Source organism: Cryobacterium sp. TMT2-10 (genome assembly GCF_004403075.1).
In the GTDB taxonomy this organism is placed as follows: Bacteria; Actinomycetota; Actinomycetes; order Actinomycetales; family Microbacteriaceae; genus Cryobacterium; species Cryobacterium shii.
Genome location: NZ_SOGW01000120.1, coordinates 98,429 through 123,449 on the forward strand (window position 1 = coordinate 98,429; position 25,021 = coordinate 123,449).

Below are 25,021 nucleotides of genomic sequence, written 5' to 3' on the forward strand. Positions count from 1 at the left end.
TCTAGTGTGCTGTGCGAACGACCGCACCGTCGGTGTCGGGCAAGACCCATGGGGCGCCTCGGTTCAGCTAACAGCGGCTGTCGGGTCAGCTGCTCGGGTGAAGTGAGTGTAGCGCCGCACCTGAAATGCGGCGCGCCCCCAATCCAAGGGCCTGAATGTGACTGGAACGCCAATGCCCTCGCCAAGGCGAAGTCGTACCAGGAGACTATGGCCATGTCGCCAGAGTCGATTCGTGAGCAGCTCACCAGCGAGCATGGGGAGCAGTTCACCGCAGAGGAAGCCGACTTCGCAATCCAGCACTTGAACGGCTGACCAGTCGTCGAGCGCAACCAGCGCATAGCGGCAGACGTGCTCGCCGCGTATCGAGCGGGACGGAACTGCCTCGTTCTCTCGACCCGAGTTGAACATGTCGCTCGGCTCGCGGCGCTCCTGGGAACGGAAGCCGCCACGGTCGTTGTCCTGCACGGGAAGCTGGCCCCCAAGGAACGGCGCCGGATCCGGACCGAAATGTCCGACCGGGACCCCTCCGATCCGTTCATTCTCGTGGCGATCGACAAGATCGCCGGCGAAGGTTTTGACCTGCCCAGCCTCGACGCTCTCTTCCTCGCCGTTCCGATGGCGTTCAAAGGCCGGATCGTGCAACAAATCGGCCGCATCTCCCGCGCCTCCCGCCCCGCGACCGCAAAGCCCGGCCCTACCACGTCACAGGTGCACGACTACTGGGACGCCGAGCTACCGGTGTTTGATCGAATGTTCCGCAAGCGCCAGCGTGTCATCGCGAAGCTCGGCTTCACCGCGTCGGGCGGGGCCGACGCTAGGCCCCTGCCATCGGCCTCGCGACAAGTGCCCTGATGAGCGCAGCCAGTCTGTCCGCAGGGGCGCCCGCGTTGGCCACGACAAGGCCCTGGCGCGCCGAGTCCGCCAGGGTATGCAGGATTCGAGCGGCGTCGAGCCTCGTCCCGGATACGGGAGCGGTTCCGATCTTCCAGCCACCGAGCTCGACCGGGGGCACGCGGACCACGAAACCAAGTGGAGTTCCGTCCGTCAGAATCACGCCAACATGGAGGACGATCGGATCAACAGAGAATGCAAGCCTGAGGCCTGGAACGGCATCAAATCCGCGGCCGCCGACGGTAGCCGTCTCGAATCGCGCACCATACGAAGGCACCAGAATGTCAATTTCGAGATCGCCCTTCACATAGTGATTGCCAGTCGTGTCCGTGTAACCCGCATCGACCAGGGCGCGGTGGATCGGTTGCGTCCCGTGGATCGGCGGTGAGGGTTGAACTCCATTTCCTCCGCAGCCCTCATTCTTTTCCTCCAGGAAGGCCAGCGCCTGACCACTGACTCCCGATCTGACCCAGCGCGAGGCGCGAATTCATTCGCTGCTCGGCCTCAGACGAAGGCGACCGCGCGCACCGGCGCCCCGTCGCCGCCGAGTCGCAGGGGGAAGAAGCCAATCCGCACCTGTGAGGGCAGGTCATCCAGGCCGCAGAGGTTCTCGACGATCAGCCCGCCGCGGCCCAGCACGACCTCGTGCACGGGGAAGGCGGCCGACGACGTACCGGTCGGGTCGGGACTCAGCGTGTCGACCGCGAGGATCCGCATCCCGCGAGCGACGAGCTCGCTGGCAGCACCGGCATCGAGGGCCGGATGTCGCACTGCGCGTGCGTCGCCGAACCACCGCGCCCAGCCCGTGTCGATCACGACTATCGGGGGCAGTCGATCCGGTAGCGGATGCTCCGCATTCAGCCGGTCCCACCCGTATACCTCGCCCTCGGCGAGCGCTCGCACCCGCACCACCAGCGCATCGCCGAGGAGCTCGTCGAGGGCCACATCGGCCATTGTCCGGCCACCGGCGACGGTATGGGACGGCGCATCTATGTGCGTCCCGGTATGAGACCCCATTCGCAGCCCCGTCACGGCCACCCCGTCGCGGTCGAGGTCCAGGGCGGCGTCGACGTGGACCGCCGGGTCGCCGGGATACACCGGCATCCCGTCGGTGATCGGGTGGCTGAGGTCCCGGAGCGCCGTGCGCGGCGGCGCTCCAAGGCCGTCAGCGAGAGGTGTCGGCATCGGCGAGGTGCCGGCTGGGCTCGAAAGGAGTCTTGCTGCGGCGCGCGAGCGAGAAGGCCAAGTACACGGCGAAGGTCAGGAGGAATGCGGGAACGGTCGCACCGAACGGAAGCGGCCACACGTACGCCCACACGTAGGCGGACGCCGCACCGGCCACCCACGACGCGACAGCGAGCCAATTGATGCCGCCGGCGTACCAGTAGCGACCGCCCTGGGCCTTCAGGATGTCGGCGCTGTAGCTGCCGCGCGCGACGATGTAGTAGTCGACGATCATGATCGCGAAGATCGGTGCGAACAGGGCGCCGATCGTGACCAGGAACGTCGTGAACTGGGCCAGCAGCCCGAAGAAGGTCGAACCGATGATCGAGATGAGCCCGAGGACGATCGCGGTGGACAGGAACTTCACCCGGCGGCCTGGGAGCGCGTTGACCACACTCGTGACCATGCCGTAGACGACCATCGTGTTCGTCGCCATCACGGACAGGAAGATCGCGACCGCGAACAGGGCACCGAAGGGTTCGATGATCGTCACAGGGTCGAACGGCATCGCGTCGCCGCCCCCCAGGACGACGTAGCCGATCGCGCTCGCTCCGAGCGACATCGAGATCACCGTCGACAGGGTGTAACCGATTCCCGAGCCGACCACGCCCGCGCGAGTCGTCGATGCGAAGCGGTTGAAGTCGGCCGAGAGCACCGTCCACGATATGGCGGTCGCGACCACGACATCGAACGCCAGTCCCGGGGAGTAGAACGGCTCGAGCGGCGCCGGGATGGCCGCGAAGTCTGCCGGCGAGAAAGTAGTGAACGCCACGACGAAGATGTAGGCGGCGATCGCGAGGATGACCACGGCGAACCACGGTTCCACCCGAGCGACTCCGGCGTGGCCGAAGATCGCGAGGATCACGACGATCGTCTGGCAGAGCACCGCGAAGATGACGGGGTTCGAGAACCCGGTCATCGACGCGACGATGTAGTTGAGGGCGATCCCGGCGAGCATCGCCTGCACCCAGCTCCAGCCCATGAGGATGACCACGTTGGCGGCCACCGGCAGCAGGCTCCCGCGCGTCCCGAACGGTCCGCGCGTGATTGCCATCGTCGGCAGGCCGGTGCGCGTTCCGATCGCGCCGACCGTCACGAGCACTGCTGCTCCGACGATCGTTCCGCCCACGATCAGAGCGATGACGAGACCGAACGGCACATCCGGCACGAAGAGCGTGCCGGTCAGAAGGGTGGTGACCACAAGGTTCGCGGCCAGCCAGATCATGAGCACGCGGCCGAGCGAGTAGGTTCCGCGAACCGGGCCCGCGTCATCTGAGTTGGTGTCCAGTCGGCGGTCGAGACGGGTGTAGAGCGACATCTTTGGGCTCCTCGATGAAAGGGGTCGGGTCAGGGCTGGGGTGAGAGGTGTTCGTGGATGGCGATGAGGCCGCCAGAATTAGACCGGAAGACGATCGTTTCGCGCTCCCGGTAGGACATGGGTCCGTCCGCGGTGCTCACGCTCGTGCTGACGGAGTGGGTGAAGACGGCTCCGCCGGGAAACGCCTGCACCGCGGCCGCGCTCGATGCGCAGGATTCCACGCTCCAGCCGCCGCCCACCCATTCCTTCCACATGGCTTCGTAGGCAGCCCGGTCCTCGATGCGCGCAGGTTCGGTGTGGAAGACGAAGGTTGCGTCGGGTGCGAACAGTGAGAAGTAGCGCGGGCCGTCGGTGGCGGCGAACGCCTCGACGATGGCGGATGCCGCGGCACGGACTGCTTCGTCCGTCGGGGTGGGCAGTGTCATGGGTGTCTCCTGTGTCGGGCTTGTCGGTCGGGTTCGGCACTTCTACGTCGGGTCGGGGCTTTGTCCGTCGGGGTGGGTCACCTCAGGCGCCATCGCGCTCAGCAGCTCGTAGACGACGTGGCTGGCCGCGACCGCGGTCAGTTGGGCATGGTCGTACGCAGGGGCGACTTCGACCACGTCGGCGCCGATGATGCGCAGGTCGGCCAGGGCACGCAGCATCCGGAGCAGTTCTCGACTCGTGAGCCCGCCTGCCTCCGGTGTTCCTGTTCCCGGCGCGTGGGCGGGGTCGAGTACGTCGATGTCGATCGAGATGTAGAGCGGCGCGTCTCCGACTCTGGCGCGGATGCGTTCGACGGCGGCCGCGACGCCGTGCTCTTCGACGAATTCGCTCGTGACGATCGCAAAGCCGAGCCGGGCGTCGTCCTCGAGGTCGTCCTTCGAGTACAGGGGGCCGCGGATTCCGACGTGCATGCTCGCGGTCAGGTCGATGAGGCCTTCTTCGGACGCCCGCCGGAAGGGGGTCCCGTGAGTCATCGGCGCCCCGAAGTACGTGTCCCACGTGTCGAGGTGGGCATCGAAGTGCAATACCGCGACGGGCCCGTGCTGGGCGTGCGCGACGCGAAGCAGCGGCAGAGCGATCGTGTGGTCTCCGCCGATGGCGATTAGTCGGTCGGCGTGCTCGCTGAGCTGGCGCGCGCCTGCCTCGATCTCGGCTACGGCAGCAGCGATGTCGAACGGGTTCGCGGCGATGTCGCCGGCGTCGGCGACCTGCTGGGCGCCGAACGGGAAGACGTCCTGAGCAGGGTTGTACGGTCGCAGTAGGCGCGAGGCCTCGCGCACATGCGCGGGGCCGAACCGAGCACCGGGTCGGTAGCTCACTCCGCTGTCGAAGGGAATCCCGACGATCGCGATGTCTGCCCGCTCGACCTCGTCGAGCCGCGGGAGTCGCGCAAAGGTCGCGATTCCGGCGAACCGGGGCACGACACTCGCGTCCACCGGCCCGCGGGGCTCATCCGTCGCATCTTTGCTGAACGGTTGCATATTTGACAACTTTCGGTACGCTATAGACAACTACACCGCTCACGGTACGCTGCCCCGGGCAGATCGTCAAGGACGAATGTGTGAGCAGCTTCGAGGAGGAACTGTGCGCGCCATCCACCCCACCGCGGAAGGCACCGCGACACCCATCGGCGCCAAGCTGCGCTCCGCTCGCACCGCTCAGGGCATGTCACTCGCCCAGGTCGCTCAGACGACGGGCCTCAGCAAGGGCTTCCTCAGCCGGGTCGAGCGCGACGAGACGTCACCGAGCGTGGCAACGCTTGTCCAGTTGTGTCAGGTGCTCTCGTTGCCCGTCGGAGCGCTCTTCGCCGAGCCCGATGTTCACCATGTCGCGTACGCCGACGCTCCGCGGATCAACTTGGGCGGAGTGCACGCCGACGAGCGACTGATGTCGCCGCGCGGCGAGGAGCGGGTTCAGCTGCTGCGATCAGAACTCGAGCCCGACGCGCACGGAGGGTCCGATCTCTACACAATCAACTGCGACGTCGAAGCGCTCCACGTCGTCTCGGGATCACTCACCGTGCGATTCGCCGGTCGCACCGTGGCCGTCCACGCCGGCGACGCGCTGACCTTCCCCGGTCGAGAGCCGCACACCTGGCAGGTCGAGGGCGGCGAGCCGGCCGTCGTGCTGTGGGTCATCGTGCCCGCGCCGTGGAGCGGCTCGGCCTGACCGAGACCGCGTCGTATTCGAACCCCAGCGTCCAGTTCAGCGCAGGCAGGGGCGCGGCCGCCCCGAAATCGTTGAGGAATCCGCGGATGGCATCCAGGAGCCCGGCAGATAGAACCCTCTCCAGGTCGGGACCGAGGCCGGTCATCCACTTCGTCCCTTCCGCAGCGAGGTGGTCCGCCACAGCTTCGTCGACGCGTTCGAGGGCGACGCTCGGGCCGTCGAACTCGGCCGCCCGCAGCGCATCCGGGTCCACGTCGACCGCTTCACGCTAAACCCTGTCCGCGTCTCACTCTGAACGTTAGGCTGGCCAACAGAACCCTTGAGATCGGAGGACCAGCATGAATGGTGACGGCACACAGAGTGAACCGATCCAAGACCAGCATTCTCAATCGGACGAGGACAAGGTGGCGGGGATTCTCGCACAGGAGGAAGCAGACCTCGCCGGCCACAGTGAGCCCCAAGTCCTCGACGCGCTGCGTGAACGATTCGCAGATGCTGGACACACCGTGAGCGAAGAAGCACTCCAAGACCATGCGCGTCGAATCGCCGGCCTCGACCCGAACGATTTCTCCAGCAAAACACGGTGACTTCCTAACGACGATGCAGCGCCACCATCGCGGATTCCGACAGGGTTCTGCGTGGGCATTCAGGAGCGGCGTAGGAACCGGATCAGAACCGCGGACCCAGGCCAGCGACAAACAGTAGCGTCGCCGCTGCCGGCCGAGCACCCCTCGACATGTGCGAGTCCTCATCGCGTCGGCGGAATCTGGACGGGGCGGCCTGGGTGCGAGCCTCTTCGGTCACCCCACTCTCGGCGAGCGGATCGGCGTTACTGCCCATCAAGGCGGCCACCCGTTCTCCACCGCGTCGACGCGGTCGGATGCCAGAAGCGGGAGCGAGTGAACTCTAACTCTCTCCCGGCTTCATCAGCAAAAGGGGGTCGTCCCGTCCCCTTCCGAGTATCGCCAAGAACACGGATCTCAATAAGAATCCCTCAACGATGGTTCGGCGACCGCAAGGTGGTGCGCGAGGGAGAACGCTCCGCACGGTCCCGGATGCCCCGGAGCATCCGCTCGGTCATGAGGAAGCTCACCATCTCGATCGGCTCCACGAGCACCTTGGCCCAGTCGGTGAGGTGCCGTACCGCTCGTGAACGACAAGCCGCGTCGACCCCTCGGTTCGAGGTTGAAGGACAAACGCCCACGTGAAGTCGTAGGGTGCTCCGGCGCCCGTGCCGTCGAGGGCGACCGCTCCGCCCAACACGAGATGGTGCTCATCCTCGAGATGGACAACCGACAACACGACCTCGGGAGCAAGATTCACATCGTCGCCGACGGAGCGGATCTGTAGTTCGGGCTCGACAGTGTCGACGCTGTGAATCTCGACGCCGGCGAGGTTCTCGACCCAGTCGTAGGTGTAGAAGCCGCCGCGGTTCTGGCCGAGCTGCGCAAGCCAAGGCCACACCTCGGAAGGTGTCGCAGAAATCGATATACCGCGGGTCGCTGTGAGGTCGGGGTTGGGCAACGGAGCTGCGGTCCAGCATTGAGGGTGCTTCCTCCTTGTCTCTGATCTTGACCGGGATCAGCCATTGGTCCCACACGTCCGGGGTCAAGAACACGAGCATGCGGTCGTGGATCTCACCTGACGCATCACGCGCTGCACGCGTGATGATCGTGAACGTGATCTTCCACATGTCGTCCTTTTGGCGGGCCGCGTAGAGGCCGGCCGCAGCCAGCACATCGCCATCTCCGTGGATGAAGTAGGGCTGCTTGCCGTCTTCCAGCCAGAGGAGCGCCCACAGAACGTTCCGTTGGTGGCGGATTATAGTCAGGCCTCGACGGCCGAGCCTGTCGTGCCAGACGGGGCCTAATAGCCGTCGTCTCGGTCGTGATCGGTCGACGTCTCGGCCAGTGGTCGGCGAGTCAGGCGTACGAGCGCGCTCGCTCGTTTGCTCGCTTGCTCGCTGCTCGCTGAGGGCGCAGTCACCGTCTCACTTTGCTGAGATCGACGAGGGCGACAGGCTCACCTGGCGAGCTCTGCTAGCTCCTCGGCGAGCAGATCCTGCAGCGTGGCTAAGTCGGGGCAGGCATCGGGGTCGGCGATGAGAGTGATCGTGAGATCGCCTGCGTATGAGAGCACGGTGAATGAGACGGTCACGTTTCCCGTCGAGGCGCTCAGCGGGACAATCGCGGTGACCGGGCAGCCAAAGATTGACAGGCGCTGTTCTGGCCCGCGCAGACTGCTTACAAAGGTGTGGATTAGACGCTGCCGGTCGACGAACCATTGGAATAGTCCCAGCTGGGCGAGTATCCGAAAGAACGGGCCGAGCAGGGCGGTCGTCGCACCGGGCGACGATCGTTTGGCCTTCCGGGTCCCCTCTGCTACGAATCGCAATCGACTCGCCGCGGCGCCGACTCCAGGCACCCGGATCGGGATCACCCCGCTGCGATTGCCCAAGTCTCCGTGCGTCGCGGCGCGCCGCTCGGAGAACGGCACCGAGACGATGAACCGGTCGACAGCCTCGCCGCGCAACGCGAGGAGCCGGTGCAGCGCGCCACCGATCGCGGTAAGCACGACGTCGTTGACCGTGGCTTTCTGGGCGTGACCGGCGTTGCGGATCCCGACCAGCGCCACCGTGACCGTAACGAGGCTTCGTCGCGGGCCGGTCGGCCGGTTGAGCGAGGTTGGCCTCAGGCGCGTCCACCGCACCGACCGCAATTCCCGGGCCGCGTCCTGGAGGCGGCGCAGCAAAACGGGGAGACCTCGCAGCGAACCTAGCCGACGGGTCCAGGCGTCGATGGCGAGCTGGCGAATGGACGCTTGCCGCCGCGGAAAATCGGATTCACGCGTCTTCGGGCCCACGGCCCGGGGCTTCCCGGTGGCTTCCGACTGGTCTACGAGCCCGCCCAGCACAGCCAGGCCAGCCACGCCATCGGCGAGCACGTGGTGAAAGACGACGATCAACGCGGCTTGGTCCCGCGCTACTCCGGTGACAAGTGTGGCTGCCCAGAGCGCACGGGTGCGCGGCAGCGGAGTGACCAGCAGCACTGCGGCTAGATCAAGTACCGCCTGCTCGTCCCTGGGGGACGGGCAGGGGATGACGCTCACATGCTCGGTCACGTCGAAATCGGCATCGTCTACCCAGATCGGCCGCCCACAGCCGAACGGCGCAGGCACGAGCCTCTTCCGTAGCCGCGGCACGCCCGGAAGACGCTGGGCGAGAAGGTCGACAGCCCGCTCGACATCGAGCCCAGTCCCCGAACCGAGCACGTCAACCGTGTCGATCATCAGCACGGCACCCACCTGCAACGGCGAAGCTCCGTGCTCGGTTGCCAGCGACATCAGATCGTCGGTACTCACCCGGTCGATCGAAGACGACACCCCCATATCTCCAAACTATACCCACGGCAATCGGGTATGTCGCGCCTGTGATTGAGCCTGGCAAAAACACGGACAATCTCGACCATCGGCGGTGTGGCGAACCCCGACAAAAGCCGGTCTCTCGGTGCGTGGATTTGGTGACGGATGTCCCATCACTGGTGCCACCGGATGTGCGGCCTTAGGATCCTTCGGCTCCGATCCATCCGAACAGCACGTTGGCAATACGGCCAAGAGCGCGGGCCACTTATCAAGAGTGCCCGCACAACGTTCGCTATCCGATTGGTCCTCGTCCGGGCGGCTTGACGGCCTGACCATTAGTCCGATCGCTCGAGGCTCACACCGACGGCAGCCGGCAGGGGTGCGCGGCACCCGAGCCGCGGGAGTACGCTGCGACGAATGACGGGACGCTGACGACCCGAGGAGGTGCCGGTGGGCCATGCACGGACGGGGAGACTCGTCGCATTCGAGTGGCTGGTCATCCTCGGTCTCGTCACTGGTGGGGTCGTCTTCGGGGTCCTGGGAACGGGCTCTGCGGACATTGACCTGCCGGAGAACCCGCTCGATATCAAGGTCGGGCAGAGCGTCGCAGAAGGGGCGCCAGAGGCGTCAGTAGATCCACTGGATAGGGATGTCATCGTGCGGCTCCAATGGATGATGTCGTCAAGCGGTGAAGTGGAGATAAATGCGTTCGCCACGAGTCACGCAGAGGCTCCCGATCCTCCTTTCACGATCGTCCTTTACTGTGGCGCCCGGTTGAACGACCTCGAAGGGATTGCGAAGAACCTCGATGGCACCGGCATCCAAGACATCTTCGCGGCCGCCGCGATGGACCATGTCGAGCGGGGAAAACCGAGGGGCGAGCCCGCCAAATTATCCACGTCGTAGGATCGGCGCAATTCACCGGATTTCTGGAAGGCAACTGGACAGACGCAAAGGCAGGCCAACGAGTCGCGCGAACACCGTCAGTCGGGTACTCGGGAGCGGAGCCCGACCTCCTTGAGGTCTCGGCGGAGTCGAAGTTTTTGGCGATTCTCACCGCACCAGCAACCGCCCTGTTCGAGAGTGCGACACCTGGTCAACTGGATGAAGGTGACGTGGTGTACGGCTCACCGAACGCAATGATCGACCGGAATGACAATTATGAGCTCGCTGCCGTGCAGTGGGAGACCGAACCAAAGCCGCTCAACACCCAGACCATGCTGCTTGGAAGCGGCATCGCCCGGTGGACTCTCCTGGGAGGGCAGGCGAGGGTTCCGTCCGTCAGAATCACGCCAACATCGAGGACGATCGGATAAACAGAAAAGGCGAGCCTGAGTCCTGGAGCGGCATCAAATCCGCGTCCGCCGACGGTAGCCGTCTCGAACCGCGCACCATCACTCCCGCGGGCGTTCGAAGTGGGTGGGGGAACGGGCATCCCAGCAATCACGCGGCTACGGCCGTTCATGGTGAGCGCAGACGGCTCGGAAAGCGAAGAGATGCTCGCCCCCAGGAACCCCGGATGCCGCTCGCGACATGGACGTACTCCCCTCCCCACCGGATGTGAGTTACGGCCCTGCCCGTCGCGGCCCTGCCCGTCGCGGCCGGTCTAGAGGTCTACGAGGTCGCGCCACTGTGCGGCAACGGACCGCAGCTCATGAGGGTGGTTTCGACTTCGCTGCCGGGCCACGCCGTGTTCATGTGAACATCTCCCGCGTCCACGGCGATCGTTCTGGGTAGGCGTTCGCCGGGTCGGATGACGAATGTCGGCTCGACGGGTTCGGCGATAAGTCGATTCGTTGGCCTCACGGGGGGCACGGCAAGACGACTCAGATGTTTATCGGGCCGGGCGACGGCGGTGCCGGCGTTGGTTCGCCGTTGAGGATGGCGTTCACGATCTTTTCCGCACGTGGAACTAGGGCATCACCGGGGTAAAACTCTTCATAGAGTTCCTCCGCGTCCTCGAGCGTGTGCACCTGACAGAGAGCGAGCAGAAGCCGGATATCGCGAGTGTCGCGTCCGGGGCGGTTCGCGCGAAGCTTCATTGCAAGCATCCCCTGTTTGGATGCCACTTGAATGACGATGCCGTCCTGATCGTAAATTGTCTCCCACTCGACGACGCGGCCGAGGGTCGGGACGGCATCGGCCTTCGTGACCTCGAAGTTTAGCCACTTCGCGTCCCACCCATGCTTCAGTGCGACTCGTTCGGCGGCGGCAGCGACGGAATCGTCCGAGCCGGGGCGGACGTGAAGGACGTCCAGGTCCTGCGTGGTCCCCCGATCGAAGTAGCACAGGGCGAGCGCCGCACCGCCCACGAGACGGATGCCGGCCACCTCACCCGAATTACGAAGCTCGGCGACGAGATCACGGAGGCCGATGATGATCGCGTTGCGGTCCAGCGCGGTGCCGGACATCAGACGCTCGCGAAGGTATCTGCCCATGCAAGAACGCCGCGTTCGGCGAACTCGTTCGGCACGTCATCACGTTCGGGCGCGGGGTCGGCCGGGTCGACCCGGAACACGACAGGTTCGGTCAGTGCGCGATCGGGGTTGTTGACCCATCCAGGCAGCGGGATGTTCTCTTGATTGAGCCGCCATGCCACGAGAGCCGCGATGGCGGCATCCCACATATGATCGCCGGTGGGTTCCGGCTCTGTCAGCCCAAGGATTCCTCGAACGAGTCCGTGTTCGGCGATGAGATTATCGTTCAACTGAAGCAAAGCCCGGAGCGCGCGGTCTGTATCCTTCGCTCGAAGATACTCTCTGATCGCCTCTGCGGCGCTGGCAGCGTCATCACGACGCGTGGGAGCGGCATACAGGCGGTGTCCGGCGCCGGCAAGCAGCCGATCGACCGTACTGTAGGCAGCATCCCGTCCACGCTCATGATGGGAGACGCTGGCCTGGTCAATGCCGGTTAGCTCTGCGAGTCTCGCCTGAGTGAGGCGTTTGCTCCGGCGAGCGGCGCGGACGAGAGTAGATGAAGCTGCCACAATCGCCTCCTCCTTATTTCCAATATGACTTTCACATCATATTCTAGCGCGCACTCGATGCAACCCGTGCCTGAGGGTCTGGCCTGCACCGGCAGGATTGGCCTGCAGGGACGCCACTGCCCCGAGGTTTCGATACTCAGGTCTCGACGGGTTCCGGGTCAGGGCTTCGGGTCAGAGCCAGCCTCGGTGAGTGACCAGGCCGTGACGGGGACTTCGCCGCCCGCGACGTTGCGAAGCTCGTCGACGAACCGGCCCTGTAGGCGTTATTGCGCCGCCAGAGTGTCTCAGTTAAAAAAGCGAGCATGGATAATCTTCGGTTCAGCGTCGATGTCGACGCTCCCGCGCAGCACGTCTGGACGTGAATGGACGGGCGCCTTCCACGAGGGATCGACCTACGAGGGCGGCTGGAACGAGGGTGACGAGATCCGCTTTCTTGGCCCGAACGACGACGGCAGCGTTGCGACGGTTGCTTTCCAATGGGCGGCTGATTTCTTGCCACTTTCGGTCACCCTCGCAAGCCAGCGAGTTTTTCACTTGGTCAGGGTTTGTTTCTGACCTGGCCGGTGCGATTCCCACCGCGCGGCATACGTTAATCAAACGATCGAATCTCGTTGCGCGTGCGACCTACGGATCTCAGCACCACCGGCAGAGGAGTAGAAATGTCATTCCAAGCGTACCTCGACAACATCGAAGACAAGACGGGACTGACCCCGCGCCAGTTCATCGCGCTGGCCCAGGCGAAGGGTTTCGACGATCCGTCCACGAAAGCCGGGGTGATCGTCGATTGGCTAAAAGCGGACTTCGACTTGGGCCGCGGCCATGCCATGGCGCTGGTGCACGTCATCAAGAACGGCGAAAAGATCGACACCAAGCATGTGGGTACCGGTACGGCGCACAGCGACCCATCCGACACGCTGTGGCTCGACGGGAAGCAGAACCGCCCCGCGTGAGCCATTCGCACCTGGCCGCCGCTGTTCGTTTGGACGGCTCTCAGCTCCCGCTGACCGTTCGGTTTGGGGGCACTACGCCTCACGCTTCGTGCGGGGCCAGGTGGCGGGGTTCCTCTCCCAAGACCGGGAAGGCCCTGTTAGGATCGCCTGCCAGCAGGGCGGCGCCGCGATTTCGATCCCACGCTCATCCGACGGATCGGAGAAACGTCAGCGTGCGGTGCAGTAGCAGCGCGGCCGCGGCCGCGTCGTACGACGGCAACGAGCTGTCGGCGAAATAGTGTTTGTCGCCGGGATAGAGGAAAAGCTCAGCGGAACCAGTCGACTCCACGAGCACCCGTGCTGCGTTGATATCGCCCTCGCCGACGAAGATCGGATCGGCGTTCATGCCGTGCACTTGTACCGGCACGCCGTCGGGCCAGGCGGAGCCGAACTCCGAGACTGGGACGCAGCTACCTCCCACCCATCGCAGCCGAGAGCAACTACTACTCACAAACGCCCACCATCACCGTGATGGAAAGGACCTACCCAAGCCTCCACAAAACCCGGGGCGAGACACTTGAGCAAGGACTGAGCCGGCCATCCGGCCACCGGCGGCCATGCTACGCGTTCAGCGCGATGGTCAGCCGTTCGATTCCAAGGTCAGCCCCGTCGATGGCGGGGACGATTGTCCCATCCATTCGGATGGCCCCGATCGCGTTACCGAGCAGCTGGCGGTCCCGCTTGCTCATCTGCACGGCCAGCTGGTCTCCACGGGTGACCAGGGTGCTGAGGACGGCGAAGTCTATGAGATGCCGTTTGACGCCCTGGTCAAGCGGCACGGTGAATGCGGCAGCTTTGAGGACGAGTGCTCCGAGCAGGTTCGGCCGCCAGATCTGGGCCTGGCGCCCGTCATGGTTGACGGTGACCAGCTCGGCTCGGTCGATTGCTTGGTTGGATCCTCGGGCTTCCAGGGTGGTGCCGCCTGTGACTCCTCGTCGTGCTGCGGCCTTCTCACCGACGTGCTCGGCGATGAGGACGTCGATGGTGGCATCGCCACGGGTCCACCGGTGCTGATGGCCTTCTGGGCTTTCACCGGCGGACTCGAAGCCGATGTCAACGAGGGCCTTGGTGACCTGATGGAGGATGGTCGGCTGCGCGCGCACATCCAGGACAGCATCCGCGTCGTCGGTCGGCCGGTTCGGCGTGGTGTCGCGTTCGACGCACCAGAGGTGCACCATCTGGCCGCCAACCAGGCACCAGTTATTCGGCACCTTCTCGGATAGGTCGAAAAGGGCGTGCCAAGCCAGCGAGGACCTCGGACCGAGTACCGGCATGTCGATGACGGTCATCGGTTGCTCAGCAGTTCCTTGATCCGCTGGCTTTCGCGTGGCCCGGCGTGGTCGGCGAGGTCAGCGAGGACAAGGCCCAGCGGCCCTCGCCCGTCGGCGTCAGCTTGGACGCGAGCCAGGTGGAGCCAGACATTCGCGTTCTTCGCCTTCACCAACAGGTACTCGTTGATGAGCTGCTGGGCGATCTCGGGGTCAACATACGCTTCAACCTCATGTTCGCTGCTGAGCCCCGCGCGGTCGTCACTGATTCCGGAGAGGACTATTCGCTTGTCGCTACGGAGGTCACCGAGATCATCGGCGTTCGCGTGCAAGGCACGGACCGGTGCGCGATTCCGGAGCCAGCTGGCAAGGAGGAGGGCCGGCGCATTGCTTTCTGCGAGGGCAGCGCACTTGCGATTCAGGAGCCAGCGAGCCTTCGCCTCCATGTTCTCGGGTTCGACGCCCGACAGCAGAGCGATGAGCGACCATGAGTTGGCCGGGCTCAGCGGGCGGGAGAGCGGAGGCTGCCGACGGAGCTCCGACTCGTCGATTCCCCAGCTTGAGCCGATCTTCTCGGCATCGACCTTGCCCTCGCGGATCAGCTGGTGCACGCGCGCGACAGAGATGTCCTGGCGGGCGGCGTACTCTTTCACACTCAACATGTCACAAGGGTACAACCGCTGAAACCCTTGTGACAAGCGACAGCACCAATGAATGTGTCAGGCTCGTCCAGATGAGGGACGGCCCAACTCCCGGCCCCGCAGCGCGACCACCTCCGTCGCGCCCTGGTCCGCCAAGCCCCTGTGCAGTCCTGTCACACGAGGTTTCTGGGTCATGACGGAGGGAGCCGGCGCACAGTCGTGGAATGACCGCGGACCCGACGCGGTCCTGACCGGCGCACCGCGCGTCACCTCGGCAGCCGCGTCGCAAAGCTCGGGCAACTCGCCAACTAAACTGATCGTTTGCCCACGGAAGGAACCTCAATGAGCATGGAAGGCGCGGCCTGGAGCTCGCTGCACAAGATCTCGACCGCCAGGGACGGCAAGCACGGCTTCTCCCGTGAGTCCGTGCGGCGGATCATGACGTTCGCGGTGCCCTACCGGTCCAAGCTGCTGATCTTCATCGCCCTCTCCATCGTGGGAGCTTTCCTCGCGGTCGCGACGCCGGTACTCGCCGGCCAGGTGGTCGACGTCATCGTCGCCCAGGGCGAGGTCACCACGATCGTTTGGCTCGCCGTCGTCATCGCCCTCGTGGCCGTGGCCGACGCCGCCGTGTCACTCGTGACGCGCTGGTACTCGGCGCGGATCGGCGAGGGCGTGATTTTGGACCTCCGCACCTCCGTCTTCAACCACGTGCAGAAGATGCCGATCGCGTTCTTCACCCGCACGCGGACGGGCGCCCTCGTGAGCCGCCTCAACAACGATGTGATCGGCGCCCAGCAGGCCTTCAGCGGCACGCTGTCCGGCGTGGTCACGAACCTCGTGGCGCTGACGCTCACCCTGATCGTCATGCTCAGCACGTCCTGGCTCGTGACGGTTCTCGCCATGATCATGCTCCCCATCTTCCTGGTACCCGCGCGCCGCATGGGCAGCCGCCTCGCCGCGCTGCGCCGCGAGGCCGCCGATCACAATTCCGCCATGAGCACGCAGATGACCGAGCGCTTCTCCGCGCCCGGCGCCACCCTCGTCAAGCTGTTCGGCCGGCCCGACGAGGAGGCCGAGGAGTTCCGCGTCCGCGCCGCCCGCGTCCGCGACATCGGGGTCCGGACCGCGATGCTGCAGTTCGTCTTCTTCACCGCACTGATGCTCGTCTCCGCACTCGCCCTCGCCCTCGTGTACGGGCTCGGCGGCTCCCTCGCACTCGCCGGCCAGCTGAATACCGGTGACGTGGTCACCCTGGCGCTCCTCCTCACCCGCCTCTACGCGCCGCTCACCAGCCTCGCAAACGCACGGGTGGAGATCATGAGCGCGGTGGTCAGCTTCGAGCGCGTCTTCGAGGTGCTGGACCTCGACCCGCTCATCAAGGAGAAGCCCGACGCCGTCGCCGTCCCCGAAGGCCCAGTGGCCGTCGAGTTCGACAACGTCCGCTTCGCCTACCCGTCCGCGGACAAAGTGTCCCTCGCCTCTCTCGAGGAGGTTGCCACGCTAGACACCCGCGGCGGCGAGGAGGTGCTGCACGGCGTGTCCTTCAGGATTGAGCCGGGGCAGACCGTTGCCCTCGTTGGTACGTCCGGTGCCGGCAAGTCCACAATTGCGCAGCTCCTCTCGCGCCTGTATGACGTCGACAGCGGCGCCGTGCGCCTCGCGGGGACGGATGTCCGCGATGTCACTTTCGTCTCCATGCGGCACAGCCTGGGCATGGTGACGCAAGACGGCCACCTGTTCCACGAGACCATCCTCTCCAATCTGCGCCTCGCGAGGCCGGAGGCGTCCGACGACGAGGTGTGGGACGCCGTCCGCCGTGCGCGGCTCGAGCCGCTCATCCGGTCCCTGCCGGACCAGCTGGACACCATGGTCGGAGAGCGTGGCTACCGGCTGTCCGGGGGTGAGCGCCAGCGGATGACCATCGCGAGGCTCCTGCTCGCCCAGCCGCGCGTCGTCATCCTCGACGAGGCGACGGCGGCGCTGGACTCGACGTCTGAGGCCGCCGTGCAGGCGGCGCTCAGCGAGGCGCTCGAGGGACGGACGGCGATGGTGATCGCACACCGCCTCTCCACCATCCGCAGCGCGGACCTGATCCTCGTGGTTGAGGACGGCTCGATCGTGGAGCGCGGTACGCACGAGGAACTGCTGGCTGTGGGTGGGCGGTACGAGGAATTGCACCGGACCCAATTCGCCGTGCAGAAGAATGATGCGGCCGATGAGGAAGCGCTGAGCCGGACCTAGTCGCTGAGCTCGGTGCCCCTGCCCCGAGCGTCTCGGAAAGTCGTCTCATCACGTTTCGTTTGATGGGGACTGATGACGACTTGATTGACTCTGACGAGCTCCAACGAGTCAACTGGACCCGGGGCAGTACCGCACGCCCCATTCGAACTGCTCCACGCCACGCCGGCACGATCCCGTGGCCTGACAGTACGCTTGGGTCACCAGGCCCCAGAGGCGCTGAGGCGCTGAGGAGGCACCATGTTCAAGCCATCTCGATCAATCACCACGGCGATGCCGTCGGATCTCGCTATCTCGCGCGCTGCGGCCCGTCGCCCGCTTGAAGAGGTTGCAGCCGACATGGGCATCGGTCCACACCTGCTGGAACCGCACGGAAGTGCGGCGTCGAAGATCTCCCTCGATGCGATCGATGAGCTCCGTGACCGTCCACGGGCCAAGTATGTCGTCGTCACCGCAATCACGCCGACTCCACTCGGGTCGGGCAAGACGACCACCGCGGTCGGGCTCGGTCAGGGCTTCCGGCACATCGACAAGCTCGGGATCGTCGCGATACGGCAGCCGTCGATGGGGCCGACGTTCGGCATCAAGGGCGGAGCCGCTGGTGGCGGCTACGCTCAGGTGGTCCCGATGGAGGCACTGAACCTGCACCTGACCGGCGACACGCACGCCGTTACCGCGGCCCACAATCTATTGTCGGCGATGATCGGCAACCACATCCACAAGGGAAACCGTCTCGGGTTCGACCCCCATGAGATCACCTGGCGACGTGTCCTCGACGTCAACGATCGCGAGCTGCGCACCATCATCACCGGGCTCGGCGGTCCTGACGACGGCAATCCGTTCCAATCCGGTTTCGACATCACCGCAGCCAGCGAGGTGATGGCGTTGTTGTCGCTGTGCACGTCGTTGCGGGATCTCCGTGAACGGATGGGAAGAATCGTCGTCGGCTACAACCGCGGCGGCGAACCGGTGACCGCCGAGATGCTCAAGGCGGCCGGCGCCATGACCGCGATACTCAAGGACGCCATCAAGCCGAACCTGATGCAGACCGTGGAGCAGACGCCAGTGCTCGTCCACAGCGGTCCGTTCGGGAACATCGCCACCGGTAACTCCTCGGTGCTCGCCGATCTGATCGGCATCCATGCCGGCGACTACCTCATCACCGAGGCGGGGTTCGGTGCAGACATCGGCGCGGAAAAGTTCTTCAATATCAAGTGCCGTGCCTCCGGGCTGGCGCCGGATGCCGCCGTCATCGTCGCGACCGTGCGTGATCTGAAAACTCACTCAAACAAGTACCGGGTCGTCGCCGGCCGACCGCTGCCACCGGAGATGCTCGCCGAGAATCCCGACGACGTCATCGCCGGGGCAGCGAACCTGCGCCGGCAGATCGCCAACATCCGACGGCACGGAGTGACGCCGGTCATTGCGGTGAACGCATTTCCCACCGACTACGACAGTGAGCATCAAGCGATCATGGACGTCGCGGCAGAGGAAGGTGTGCGCGCGGCGATCAGCTACCACTTCACCGAAGGCGGCAGGGGTGCGGTCGAGCTGGCCGAGGCGGTTGCGGAGGCCTGCGCTGAACCGTCGAGCTTCCACCGGCTCTATCCCGACGAACTTCCCTTGGTCGACAAGATCGATGTGATCGCGCGCGAGATGTACGGCGCCGACGGCTTGGACCTCTCGCCTCTGGCAGCTCGGCAACTCGACAAGTACGAGCGGGCAGGCTTCGGCAGCCTGCCGGTGTGCATCGCCAAGACACACCTGTCCCTGTCGGCCGACCCCAAAATCAAGGGAGCACCCACCGGGTGGCGACTGCCGGTGCGTGAGGTGCGTGCGTCGATCGGGGCCGGGTTCATCTATCCCATCTGTGGCGACATGCGCACCATGCCTGGTCTCTCGTCCGCACCGGCAGCCGAACGCATCGACATCGACGACAACGGCGAGATCGTCGGGTTGTCCTGATCGGCGGACCCGGCCGGGCACGTCGGGCTTCTCGATGAAGCCTTCCCCGCCCACGAACCGGCAGTGAACGATGGTCTAAAAAGCCCGGAAGTCGAGCATCGATTCCTCGACGGCGAGAACCGACCAGGTGCCGCCCTCGGCATCCGTGAACGCGTACGCGGGGACCACCAGGACGCTCCCGTCCGGCTGCCACTGGCTGGCGAGACCGAGCTGTGCGCTGACGATCTCAACCTTGTTCACGGGCCATGAGACCGAGGTACCGGCGACTGGTGTCGCGGGTGGCTCCATCGGCGCCACCCACTCCTCGGTCGTCAACGCCTGATCACGGAGGGCCATCGGCAGAACCGTCGGTGCTCCGCTGAACCGCGGGTCTGAGAGTCGTTCGAAGCCCTCTTGCTCACTTACCACCGGGTACATCCCCAGAGCAACGACGTCGGCGAGGGCACCGTTGGCGGAGACGACACCATCTTCTGCCATCTCCAATGACCAACCTTGGTCGAGCTGCTGCCCGTCGATGACCGGTTTTGCCTCGGCGGCTCGCGTGGGAGAGCCTTCCCACACCTGAGAGGTAAATTCGAACGTGGCGGGGTCCCGGCCGGCGGCGACGAGGAGCGCGCGAAGTGCTCCGATCGCAGCGTCTTCGCTGGGCGGCTCGCTGGTCGGCTCGCAGACCTGATCACCCTCGCACTGCCACGGGTTCACCTCCGGGTTCTGGAAGTAGAAGGACAGCATGCCGTCGAGACTCACTGACAGGCTCGGGGCGCTGCCGTCCTGCGGGCCGGCGACCCAGCGGCCGTCTCGCAGTTCGACTGGTAACCCGATGCCGAGCGCCGCGGCGAGCGCGGTGACCTTGTCTGAGCTGGATGCCGAACGGGGGTCGTAGGCGTAGGACTGAGCTGTGCCCGTCTGGGTGCCAAGACTGGACGCGCTGAAGGCGTTCCGGCCGGATCCGTAGGGGTAGGTCAAGGGAGACATCTTCTGGTCGGTAGCGGCGCCAGAGCCCACGGCTGGCTCTATTCCGCCTTGCGTAACGCTTTCGGGGCCCCCGTTGGACTGCAGAGTGATGGGCGGTGCAGCGCCGTCGGCGAGGCTCATTGGCCCGCCTATGGTCGCTCCGATCCCGTATCCCGCGCCACCCACGATCGCAATCGACGCCGCGACCGCGACGAACGGGAGCCAGCGTGGCCGTCGGCTTGCTCGTGCCTGGGCCAGGTCGGCCGCGGGTGCCGATCCGGCCATCGGTTCAGCCTCAGAACCGGTCATCCGAGCGACGACCTCGTCGGCGAACCCGGCACGCGCCTCGACATCCCCCGCTGGGTCGGCGGCACGCAGCCGGGCAACCAGGTCTCGTTGTTTGTCGTCGTCGTTCATATCGATCAGCCTCCGGAATTTTCGGTTCACCTGTTATATGTGCGGGGCGTGCCGAATCTTGCAGAAGCCCTAGAACGACATCCGCTCGCCCCAGGCTTCTCGCAATCGCTTACGCGCGCGCGACAGCGCGGCGTCCGCCCCGGATCGGGAGATACCGAGCACGCCGGCGAGCTCGGCCCCGTCGAGACCTTCCCACGCGTGCAGGAGAAGGATCTGCCGGTCTCGCTCCCCCACGCTTGCAAGCGCACCGCGGAGTTCCGCATCGAATAGGAGGTTCAATTCCGGATCGCCGTCGATTCGAACCGCACCCGACTCGGGCACCGCGTCGACGGGAAGATCGATGTGCTTCCTGCGCGAATTCGCGAGGGTGAATCCCGCCGTGCGATACAGCCACGGCAGCACCGCCTCCCGTGGCAGGTCATTGCGCCGTCGCCAAGCTGTCGCGAAGACCTCAGCGGCCAGATCCTCGGCATCCTGACGCGGTCCGCGGCGGGCGAAGTAGCGCACGAGCGCAGTCGAGTGCTCCCGGACGATCACGGTGAACCAGTCGACATCGGCCGCCGTCTCGGCCGGGCCCGCGCTCTCAGGCATCGCCGCTCCCTCGCTCATGTCGGCGGTGGCTGGGGTGTTGGCGATCCTCACATACTGAATATGTCGCTTCCGCCGTAAGTCTTGCACGCAGCGCCCCGAATTTTCGGAGGTCGCGTCACCATCCTGCTGACGAACTTCAACCCCCGCAAAAATCCCGCTCACAATTCAAGAATTGCGACCGAAACCGGACGCGAGAACTCTTTAAACCAGAAATCGCTCCTGAGAAGCCTCAGGAGCGATTTCTTTTTGTTTCGACCGGACCGTTTCGTGAAGAGTTTCGCGAACGCCCCCTTTGGTGGGTTGTTTGCGAAAGCCAGCAGGGCGCGGATCGTCGGTGACTGCGGAACTCTGTTTCCTCCGCAGCCCTCATTCTTTTCCTCCAGCACGCCCGTCACCATGCGCTCCTCCGTCTTCGCTATCGATCGGCAAGAGGCGCGGCGATTTAGTCCAGATATGGAAACGAGAAGTCTCCTTCAAGCCGACCAAGAAGGACTTCAGAATCACTCCCGGTGCCCTTCCGAAGGATTACGTCCCCGGAAACAGCGTGGGAGTTCGCTCACCCGCGCGTGACGCAGCGACTCGCAATCGAATCAGCTCGACTGTGGTCTCGGCTTCCCTCATCGCTTGAAGGATGGCCGCATGGTTGCGCCAGTGTTCGTCCCACAGTTGATCGCCGACGACAGACGCAAAGTCAATAAGAGTAGATGTCTCCCAAGCTTCATAGTTTGCGAGGAGATTCGCCCTCTCCTCTAGGCCAGCGATACCACGGGTCTCGGGTGACAGTCGTGCCGAGCTGAACATCCATGTTCGCCATGGCTTATTGTCCTTGCTCTGATTGCATTTGCCGCAGGCTGGCACAAGATTATGAATCTCCGAGATGTAACCCGTTGGTTGCTTGCCTACGACGAGGGGACGCAGATGGTCCCGGCACGTTCTTGAGCGTCTCGTCAAGCTTCACGGAGGTGATTGCTGCGGCCCGCCCTTTTGCGTTCACTCGCGCGCGACGTGTCTCTGAATTCGCCCATGGCGAGGGAATCAACGAGATCTGAAGCGATCGAGGCGTCGCTGATTAGCGTGGTGCCGACTCCCTCGCTGCCGACAGTCTCGTCAACCTAGGTGTCATCATTCGAGATTGTCTGTCGTGGTGCGGCGAAGGCGCAGCGTGACGAGCTGGAACGGGCGGAGCGAGAGCGAGATGGTCCGGTCTGAACGCCCGATCACGGCGCTTGGATCGGTCTCCCGCTCAAGCAGGTCGGTCTCCGTGACGTCCGACCAGCCGAATCCCGGGGCCAGGTTACCGCGCGCACGCGCGCCCAATGACTCGTAGAGCCGCACGATCACGTCGCCAGACCGGTCCTCCGCGAGCTTGACAGCCTCGACGACGATCGCCGGATTGGTCACGACGACCAGGGGCGCCACCGGGCCGGCTCCCTTGACCTCGCGCAAGGGCAGGTTCACTCGATAACCCTCGTCGACGGCATCCGCGATCTCAGCACCGACGCGCAGTGAGACGACGAATTCCTGCTGGCCCTGATCCGAGGCCGGGTCGGGAAAGAGGGGCGCACGCAGGAGGGAGACGCGTACGACGGTGCTCGTGCCGCCATCGGGCAGTGCGGCGCGTCGGATGTCATGCCCATAGCTGGCGTCGTTGGCGACGGCGACACCGTACCCCGGCTCGCCCACGTGCACCCAGCGATGGGCAACGGTCTCGAACCGGGCGGAGTCCCAAGAGGTGTTCGCGTGGGTCGGCCGGTAGACATGTCCGAACTGCATTTCGGATGCCGCGCGATCGGCGTGGACAGCCAGGGGGAAGGCAAGCTTCAGGAGTTTCTGAGACTCGTGCCACTCGATCGCCGTGTGGATATCGAGGGCACCGGTCGCGCCGTTGAGTCGGAGGGTCTGGACCACGGATGAGGAGCCGAAGGATCGCTCGACCCGGACCCCGAACCCGTCGTCAGTGACACCGACGCTGGAAGCCTCGGTCAGGTCCTGACCGACGTTCTTGTAGGTCTCGTCGATGTCCCAGGCGTCCCACTGGATCGGGGTGTCCCGGAACAGCTGCAGCAGGTTGGCGGCCTCTCCGACTGGGATGACTTCACGGTCGGCAACGAGGTCGCGCATCGACACGATCAGTCCCCGATCGTCGATGATGACACGCACCCGGTCATTGGCGAGGACTAAACCAGCGCCGCTTTCGGTGACCTTGGCTGCTCCCCTCCTCACCGCGACTGCTGCGGCGAGGCCCGGGACACCGTCGCGTGAGTTCGGCCCGGCGTTGAAGGTGAGCGGATGGCTGCCGCTGCCGGCCAGGACCTCGAGAGATCGCGTGATCTGCTCACCCAAGGTCACGGCGACTGCCGCGTAGTTGCGTTCGGCCTCCTGATGCACCCAAGCGATCGACGTGCCGGGGAGGATGTCGTGGAACTGCTGAAGGAGCACCGTCTGCCATACGCTTTCGAGGGCGTCATACGGGTACTCCAGACCTCGAAGGACTGTCGCGGCGGTGGCCCAGAGCTCTGCCTCTCGAAGCAGGTGTTCGCTGCGGCGATTGCCGCGCTTCGTCTTGGCCTGGGAGGTGTAGGTACCGCGATGGAATTCGAGGTACATCTCCCCCGACCAGACCGGAGCCTCCACGTATTCGCTGTGCGCGGCCTGGAAGAACTGCTCCGGCGTCGTCATCGTGACGCGAGGAGACCCCTCGAGGTCACGCGTGCGCGCCGCAGCGGCGAGCATCTCACGGGTGGGGCCTCCACCGCCATCCCCCCATCCAAACGGAAGGAGAGAGGTCGTGCCGAACCCCTTTTCGGCATACTGCTGCTCTGCCCTGGCGAGTTCTTTGCCGGAGATTCCCGCGCTGTAGGTGTCGACCGGGGGGAAATGAGTGAAGATCCGCGTGCCGTCGATCCCCTCCCACCAGAAGGTGTGATGCGGCATCCGATTGGTCTCGTTCCACGACATCTTCTGCGTGAGAAGCCAACGAGATCCAGCCGCGGCCACGATCTGCGGCAGCGATGCGGTGTAACCGAACGAATCCGGAAGCCACACCTCGAGCGGCTCGACTCCGAGCTCCTCCATGAAGAATTTCTTGCCGGCGACGAATTGCCGGGCGAGGGCTTCCCCGCCGGGCATATTCGTGTCGGACTCGACCCACATCCCACCGACCGGAATGAATCGGCCCGCCGCCACCTGCTTCTTCACCCGCTCGAACAGTTCTGGATAGTAAGCCTGCAGCCACGCGTACTGCTGCGCCGAGGAGGCAGCGAACGTGAACTCCGGGTCCTCCTCCATTAGCGCCAGAACGTTCGAGAAGGTTCGCGCGACCTTGCGCACGGTCTCGCGCACCGGCCAGAGCCAGGCGGAGTCGATGTGGGCGTGACCAACGGCGGCAAGGCTGTGGGCACTCGCATAGGCCGGGCTAGCAAGAACGTTGACGAGTGTCGCACGGGCGACCGCCGCCGTGCCCGCAACGTTGTCCGGGTCGAGAGCGTCGGCCATCCTGCCGAGCGCCTGCAGGATGTCGGCCCGCCGCGGAAGACTCTGCGGAAGCTCGTTCATCAGGCCGACGAGGGTCCAGGTGTCCTGCAGGAGCTCCCATACGGCGACATCGAGTTGCCCGAGTTCGAGCCGACGCAGAACGTAACTGGTCGAGTCCCCCGCTGTGGCCTTGTCGCCGAGCTCGGTAACGCCGAAGGTGAAGATACCGGCGATATTTGGATTCGCGGCCGCCTCGAGGTAAATGTCGACGGGATCCCCCGCGTCTCCCGCGGGGATGTAGCTGTTGAGCGGTTCGATCGCCTTGATGATCACACCGTCACCCGTATAGGCGGTGCCCTCGGCCTGGAAACCTGGGAGCGTGGCGGAGAACCCGAGGTCGACGACGACCTCGGCCCGGGTGCCATCCTCTGCCCATTCGGCCGGCACCCCTGTCAATGGCCAATCCGAACTGCCCACTGGCGGCCAGTAGGAATGCCCGCTGGTGGCCATGAAAACTGCCCACTCATGGCCAACAGATCTGCCCACCT

The 25,021-nt window shown here is 65.0% G+C and carries 24 protein-coding genes and 1 pseudogene; 8 read left to right on the forward strand and 17 right to left on the reverse strand.

Annotation, left to right across the window (positions count from 1 at the left end):
- Positions 1-48: 48 nt before the first annotated feature.
- The gene (locus E3T37_RS17665) at positions 49-312 is read left to right on the forward strand and encodes an Ltp family lipoprotein (protein ID WP_134368073.1); all 264 of its coding nucleotides are present in this window, start codon (positions 49-51) and stop codon (positions 310-312) included.
- Between the two features lie 36 nt (positions 313-348).
- Entirely contained in the window at positions 349-852 is a 504-nt protein-coding gene (locus E3T37_RS15010) for a DEAD/DEAH box helicase (RefSeq protein WP_166806116.1), read from the forward strand.
- A gap of 543 nt (positions 853-1,395) precedes the next feature.
- Here E3T37_RS15010 and E3T37_RS15015 read toward each other — a convergent pair.
- The 4 genes from E3T37_RS15015 to speB are packed head-to-tail and all read right to left on the reverse strand — an operon-like array spanning position 1,396 to position 4,899.
- Positions 1,396-2,076 (reverse strand): cyclase family protein, encoded by a 681-nt coding sequence (locus E3T37_RS15015; RefSeq protein WP_134368075.1) that lies wholly within the window; start codon positions 2,074-2,076, stop codon positions 1,396-1,398.
- Entirely contained in the window at positions 2,057-3,433 is a 1,377-nt protein-coding gene (locus tag E3T37_RS15020) for a cytosine permease (protein ID WP_134368076.1), read from the reverse strand. Before E3T37_RS15020 ends, E3T37_RS15015 begins: the two co-directional genes overlap by 20 nt.
- Positions 3,434-3,462: 29 nt before the next feature.
- A complete protein-coding gene (locus tag E3T37_RS15025; protein WP_134368077.1) occupies positions 3,463-3,858 on the reverse strand; it encodes a nuclear transport factor 2 family protein in 396 nt (131 codons plus the stop codon).
- 42 nt (positions 3,859-3,900) lie between these two features.
- The gene (gene speB, locus E3T37_RS15030; protein WP_134368078.1) at positions 3,901-4,899 is read right to left on the reverse strand and encodes an agmatinase; all 999 of its coding nucleotides are present in this window, start codon (positions 4,897-4,899) and stop codon (positions 3,901-3,903) included.
- Positions 4,900-5,002: 103 nt separating this feature from the next.
- Here speB and E3T37_RS15035 point away from each other — a divergent pair, with 103 nt between their 5' ends.
- Positions 5,003-5,587 carry an XRE family transcriptional regulator gene (locus E3T37_RS15035; protein WP_134368079.1) on the forward strand — a complete coding sequence of 195 codons (585 nt, stop codon included), beginning with the start codon at positions 5,003-5,005 and terminating at the stop codon, positions 5,585-5,587.
- On the opposite strand, the gene E3T37_RS15040 is transcribed toward E3T37_RS15035, so the two are convergent.
- Positions 5,553-5,840 carry a hypothetical protein gene (locus E3T37_RS15040; RefSeq protein WP_134368080.1) on the reverse strand — a complete coding sequence of 96 codons (288 nt, stop codon included), beginning with the start codon at positions 5,838-5,840 and terminating at the stop codon, positions 5,553-5,555. The two genes, E3T37_RS15035 and E3T37_RS15040, sit on opposite strands and share 35 nt — an antisense overlap.
- 85 nt (positions 5,841-5,925) lie before the next feature.
- Between E3T37_RS15040 and E3T37_RS15045 the strand changes: the two genes are divergently transcribed.
- A complete protein-coding gene (locus E3T37_RS15045) occupies positions 5,926-6,174 on the forward strand; it encodes a hypothetical protein (protein ID WP_134368081.1) in 249 nt (82 codons plus the stop codon).
- Positions 6,175-6,676: 502 nt separating this feature from the next.
- Here the strand turns inward: E3T37_RS15045 and E3T37_RS17485 are convergent.
- The 3 genes and pseudogenes from E3T37_RS17485 to E3T37_RS15055 all read right to left on the reverse strand — a co-directional run bounded on the left by E3T37_RS17485 (position 6,677) and on the right by E3T37_RS15055 (position 8,947).
- On the reverse strand, positions 6,677-7,111 hold the full coding sequence (locus E3T37_RS17485) for a hypothetical protein (protein ID WP_241978602.1): 435 nt from the start codon (positions 7,109-7,111) through the stop codon (positions 6,677-6,679).
- A 19-nt stretch (positions 7,112-7,130) separates the two neighbouring features.
- Positions 7,131-7,418 (reverse strand): annotated as a pseudogene (locus E3T37_RS17670) (SOS response-associated peptidase family protein); the annotation flags it as partial.
- A gap of 191 nt (positions 7,419-7,609) precedes the next feature.
- A complete protein-coding gene (locus E3T37_RS15055; RefSeq protein WP_166789069.1) occupies positions 7,610-8,947 on the reverse strand; it encodes a wax ester/triacylglycerol synthase domain-containing protein in 1,338 nt (445 codons plus the stop codon).
- A gap of 450 nt (positions 8,948-9,397) precedes the next feature.
- Here E3T37_RS15055 and E3T37_RS15060 point away from each other — a divergent pair, with 450 nt between their 5' ends.
- Entirely contained in the window at positions 9,398-9,853 is a 456-nt protein-coding gene (locus E3T37_RS15060; protein ID WP_134368083.1) for a hypothetical protein, read from the forward strand.
- A 920-nt stretch (positions 9,854-10,773) separates the two neighbouring features.
- Here E3T37_RS15060 and E3T37_RS15065 read toward each other — a convergent pair.
- Entirely contained in the window at positions 10,774-11,385 is a 612-nt protein-coding gene (locus E3T37_RS15065) for a hypothetical protein (RefSeq protein WP_134451659.1), read from the reverse strand.
- Positions 11,358-11,933, reverse strand: coding sequence for a helix-turn-helix domain-containing protein (locus E3T37_RS15070; RefSeq protein WP_134368085.1), 576 nt, complete (start codon positions 11,931-11,933; stop codon positions 11,358-11,360). The genes E3T37_RS15065 and E3T37_RS15070 overlap by 28 nt, the downstream gene beginning before the upstream one ends.
- Before the next feature lie 659 nt (positions 11,934-12,592).
- Here E3T37_RS15070 and E3T37_RS15075 point away from each other — a divergent pair.
- A complete protein-coding gene (locus E3T37_RS15075; RefSeq protein WP_134368086.1) occupies positions 12,593-12,883 on the forward strand; it encodes a DUF4287 domain-containing protein in 291 nt (96 codons plus the stop codon).
- Positions 12,884-13,067: 184 nt separating this feature from the next.
- Here the strand turns inward: E3T37_RS15075 and E3T37_RS15080 are convergent, their stop codons facing one another.
- The 3 genes from E3T37_RS15080 to E3T37_RS15090 all read right to left on the reverse strand — a co-directional run bounded on the left by E3T37_RS15080 (position 13,068) and on the right by E3T37_RS15090 (position 14,843).
- Entirely contained in the window at positions 13,068-13,373 is a 306-nt protein-coding gene (locus E3T37_RS15080) for a dienelactone hydrolase family protein (RefSeq protein ID WP_370292626.1), read from the reverse strand.
- 109 nt (positions 13,374-13,482) lie between these two features.
- Complete coding sequence (locus tag E3T37_RS15085; protein WP_134368088.1) at positions 13,483-14,211, reverse strand: hypothetical protein; 729 nt, start codon at positions 14,209-14,211, stop codon at positions 13,483-13,485.
- A complete protein-coding gene (locus E3T37_RS15090; RefSeq protein ID WP_134368089.1) occupies positions 14,208-14,843 on the reverse strand; it encodes a hypothetical protein in 636 nt (211 codons plus the stop codon). Before E3T37_RS15090 ends, E3T37_RS15085 begins: the two co-directional genes overlap by 4 nt.
- A gap of 330 nt (positions 14,844-15,173) precedes the next feature.
- Between E3T37_RS15090 and E3T37_RS15095 the strand changes: the two genes are divergently transcribed.
- Together E3T37_RS15095 and E3T37_RS15100 are read left to right on the forward strand one after the other, a co-directional pair.
- The gene (locus E3T37_RS15095) at positions 15,174-17,075 is read left to right on the forward strand and encodes an ABC transporter ATP-binding protein (protein WP_134368090.1); all 1,902 of its coding nucleotides are present in this window, start codon (positions 15,174-15,176) and stop codon (positions 17,073-17,075) included.
- Between the two features lie 237 nt (positions 17,076-17,312).
- Positions 17,313-19,037 carry a formate--tetrahydrofolate ligase gene (locus E3T37_RS15100; protein ID WP_198416055.1) on the forward strand — a complete coding sequence of 575 codons (1,725 nt, stop codon included), beginning with the start codon at positions 17,313-17,315 and terminating at the stop codon, positions 19,035-19,037.
- Positions 19,038-19,112: 75 nt separating this feature from the next.
- Here the strand turns inward: E3T37_RS15100 and E3T37_RS15105 are convergent, their stop codons facing one another.
- The 4 genes from E3T37_RS15105 to E3T37_RS15120 form a co-directional block, all read right to left on the reverse strand.
- Positions 19,113-20,012, reverse strand: coding sequence for a hypothetical protein (locus tag E3T37_RS15105; RefSeq protein ID WP_166806117.1), 900 nt, complete (start codon positions 20,010-20,012; stop codon positions 19,113-19,115).
- 465 nt (positions 20,013-20,477) lie between these two features.
- Complete coding sequence (locus E3T37_RS15110; RefSeq protein WP_134368092.1) at positions 20,478-20,999, reverse strand: RNA polymerase sigma factor; 522 nt, start codon at positions 20,997-20,999, stop codon at positions 20,478-20,480.
- A gap of 158 nt (positions 21,000-21,157) precedes the next feature.
- Positions 21,158-21,394 carry a hypothetical protein gene (locus E3T37_RS15115; protein ID WP_134368093.1) on the reverse strand — a complete coding sequence of 79 codons (237 nt, stop codon included), beginning with the start codon at positions 21,392-21,394 and terminating at the stop codon, positions 21,158-21,160.
- A 727-nt stretch (positions 21,395-22,121) separates the two neighbouring features.
- The gene (locus E3T37_RS15120) at positions 22,122-24,920 is read right to left on the reverse strand and encodes an alpha-mannosidase (protein ID WP_370292632.1); all 2,799 of its coding nucleotides are present in this window, start codon (positions 24,918-24,920) and stop codon (positions 22,122-22,124) included.
- Positions 24,921-25,021 lie beyond the last annotated feature (101 nt).